The sequence below is a fragment of the Leifsonia sp. genome, from assembly GCF_051955155.1.
Classification (GTDB): Bacteria; Actinomycetota; Actinomycetes; order Actinomycetales; family Microbacteriaceae; genus Leifsonia.
In genome coordinates, this window is record NZ_JBQCGZ010000041.1 from 1 (window position 1) to 3,424 (window position 3,424).

The window sequence follows — 3,424 nt, forward strand, 5'->3', positions numbered from 1 at the left end:
CGGCGTCATGCGTTGCGGAGTGCTTCTGTGACTCGTCGGTGCTGCGCTCACGGCCCCTGTCGCGCACGCGGACAGCGCGACCGCGACGATCAGCACGGCGCCCGCCAGGGCAGCCCGCGGCACCAGAACCCGCCGTGTGCGGGCGCCCCCCAGACTCACGGCATGAGCATAACCGAAGTTACTTCGACAGGCTCCAGAAGTGTCCTGTGGCACCCGGATGGTCGACCGTGATGGCCTCGTCGAGGTCGCGGTAGTCGCTGTCCTCGTTGTGGCCGACCATCTTGATCTTGATCTGACCGTTCACGTTCTGCACCGCGGAGACGATCTGGACGTGGTCGAGCGAGTCGTTGTCGTTCCAGTCGAACATCACGATGTCGCCGACCTTGATCTTGTCGCGCTGGTCGAAGGAGTACTCGGTGAGGCCGAGCTGGGCGGCGTTGGCACGGAAGTACGCGTCCATCGCCGGCACGTAGCCCCACGCCGGGCTCCAGTCCTCGGCGGCGTCGTGGTTGTACCAGTCGTCGTTCATCTGCCAGCCGCGCGCGATCAGCGTCTGGCTGACGAAGTTGGCGCAGTCGCCGCCGACCGGGTTCAGGTCGCCGTACTCGGCGGTGTTGTAGTTCTTCCAGTGCGCCATCGCGTACGCGAGCTGCTTGTCGACCGGCGTCTGCACCTGGTAGTCGTACGTCTTGCCCGTGGAGACGGTCTTGCCGTTCGCGTCCGTGATCGCGACGGGGACCGCGCCGGTCTGGAAGCTCTGCGCGGCGGGGACGGTGGCGACGACCGTGTCCGAGCTCGTCTTGGTGACCGTGGCGTGCTGGCCGCCGATCGTGACGGTCTCCACCTTCTGCAGGTTCGTCCCGGTGATCGTGACGGTGCCGCCGGAGACGCTGCCGGTGGCCGGCTGGATGGAGGAGACGGTGGTGCCGTGGGTCGACGCGGCGGGCGAGGCTCCGGCCAGCGCCTTCGTGACCGGCGACGGCTCGCCGGCGCAGCCGGTGAAGGCGAGTGCGGTGACGGCCGCGGCGGCGGTGACGAGGAGAAGACGGCGGGGTTTCGTGAGAGAACTCATACGACCTTTGGAGGAGATTCGAGGCGGGCACGGGTTCGGGTCTTCTCCACGGTACGCCCGCCACCTATGCGCCACCTGGATGGGGGCCAGTGTGCCTGTGATTCCCGCGCGTTTCCGCGCTTCTCAGGCGCTCGTTCGCCCCTGGCGAACGAGGTCGGCGGGGAGTACTCTCGCGTTGCCGAAAGAGTCGCACCGGGTGTAACTTTGCACTCTCCGCAAAATTCGCATTGCCCTCCACATCGGTGTGACGTCCGTGGCCGGGCGTCCCATCCGACTCTCGACTCGGAGACTCATGTCAACCCACGCACCGGCGGCACCAGCCGCTCCCAAGCCGATCATGTCGCATCGCCAGATCCTCCTGGTGATCTTCGGCCTCATGGCCGGCATGTTCCTGTCTGCCCTCGACCAGACCATCGTCGGTACCGCGATCCGCACGATCGGCGACGACCTCCACGGCCTCAGCCAGCAGGCCTGGGTCACGACCGCCTACCTGATCCTCTCGACGATCTCGACACCCATCTACGGCAAGCTCTCCGACATCTTCGGACGGCGCCCGCTGTTCATCATCGCCATCGTCATCTTCATCGTCGGCTCCGTGCTGGCCTCGTTCTCGACGTCGATGCTCGAGCTCGCGGCGTTCCGTGCCATCCAGGGCCTCGGTGCCGGCGGTCTGATGTCGATGCCGCTCGCGATCATGGGCGACATGCTCGCCCCGCGCGAGCGCGCCAAGTACCAGGGCTACTTCCTCGCCGTCTTCGGCATCTCCAGCCTGATCGGCCCGCTGATCGGCGGCCTGTTCGCCGGCGCGAACGAGATCCTCTGGATCGCCGGCTGGCGCTGGGTGTTCCTGATCAACGTGCCGATCGGCATCGCCGCCCTGTTCATGGTGGTGCGCTTCCTGCACCTGCCGAAGCACGACAGGGGCGCCGCCCGCATCGACTGGTGGGGCGCCGCCGGCGTGATCGTCGCGCTCGTCCCGCTCCTCCTCGTCGCCGAGCAGGGCCGCGAGTGGGGCTGGGGAAGCGCGGGCTCGATCGCCTGCTACATCATCGGCGCCGTCGGCATCGTCGCGTTCATCCTCATCGAGATGGCGATGAAGGACGACGCGCTCATCCCGCTCAAGCTGTTCCGCTCCAGCACGTTCTCGATGGCGACCGTCATCGGCGTCCTGGTCGGCTTCGGCATGTTCGGCGCGATGCTGACCCTCCCGCTCTACCTGCAGATCGTGCTCGGCGCGACCCCGACCGAGTCGGGCCTGCAGCTGCTGCCGATGATCCTCGGCCTGATGATCTCCTCGATCGTCTCCGGCCAGATCATCGCGCGCACCGGCCACTACCGTCAGTTCCCGATCATCGGAACCGCGATGCTCGCCGGCGGGTTCTTCTACCTGACGTTCCTGAAGTTCGGCGACTCGTACTGGTTCATCGCCGGCGCGATGCTGCTGATCGGTCTCGGCCTCGGCCAGCTGATGCAGACGCTGACCATCGCCAGCCAGAACTCGGTCGGCCTGCGCGACATGGGTGTGGCGACCAGCGCCTCCACGTTCTTCCGTCAGATCGGTGGAACGCTCGGCACGGCCGTCCTGCTCTCGCTGCTGTTCACGGTCTTCCCGACGAACATCCAGACCGCGCTCACCGACAAGCCGACGCTGACGAACGCACTGGACGCCGCACTGACCCCGTCCGTCGCCTCGGCTCCCGAGAACAAGCAGATCATGGACCAGGTCTATTCGCCGATCACGACGAAGGCGACGGAGGCGACCCAGCAGACGCTGCAGAAGGCCGTCGACGGCGCGAAGTCCGCGGCGAGCGCCGCCGTCGCCGCCCAGGTGGCCGCCGGGACCATCCCGCCGCAGGCGCAGGCCCAGGCGGAGGCCGCAGCCCAGCAGCAGGCCATCCAGGCCGCGACCACCAAGATCCAGGCGCAGGCTCCGTACGCGAAGGTCTCCAGCGACGGGACGGTGACCCTCGACTTCTCGGACGAGGCGGCCCGCTCCGCCTACGTCGACGCGCTGGTGCCGCGACTGCAGAGCCAGCTGGAGAAGTCGGGCACGTCCGGCGACTCCTCGGCCACCAACGACACGTCGTTCCTGAACAACGCCGATCCGCGGCTCTCCAAGCCGTTCCTGGTCGCGTTCAACGACTCCGCCGTGCAGGTCTACTGGGTCGCGATGATCGTCGTGCTGGTCGCGTTCGTGCTCTCGCTGTTCTTCAAGACCCCGCCGCTGCGCGCCAAATGGGCGCTGCAGGAGGCGGCGGACCCCCAGACCCAGGCCGCCCCGGCCGAGGCCGCCCGCGCGCGCGCGCCCGGCCCGGCCGGAGCGGGGGCGGGGGGGGCGGCGGCGCGCGCGGA

General features: G+C 68.0%; 2 protein-coding genes. One reads left to right on the forward strand and one right to left on the reverse strand.

Features of this window, described 5'->3' with window-relative positions; all coding sequences use genetic code 11:
- Positions 1-178 precede the first annotated feature (178 nt).
- The gene (locus ACTHMF_RS03965; RefSeq protein ID WP_440316382.1) at positions 179-1,072 is read right to left on the reverse strand and encodes a DUF1287 domain-containing protein; all 894 of its coding nucleotides are present in this window, start codon (positions 1,070-1,072) and stop codon (positions 179-181) included.
- A 292-nt stretch (positions 1,073-1,364) separates the two neighbouring features.
- Here ACTHMF_RS03965 and ACTHMF_RS03970 point away from each other — a divergent pair.
- The coding region (locus ACTHMF_RS03970; RefSeq protein ID WP_440316383.1) for an MDR family MFS transporter at positions 1,365-3,424 on the forward strand (2,060 nt) is incomplete at its 3' end.

Excerpts from the sequence above, each read along its gene's own strand:
- ACTHMF_RS03965 (WP_440316382.1), bottom strand. The coding sequence starts at position 1,072 with ATGAGTTCTCTCACGAAACCCCGCCGTCTTCTCCTCGTCACCGCCGCC.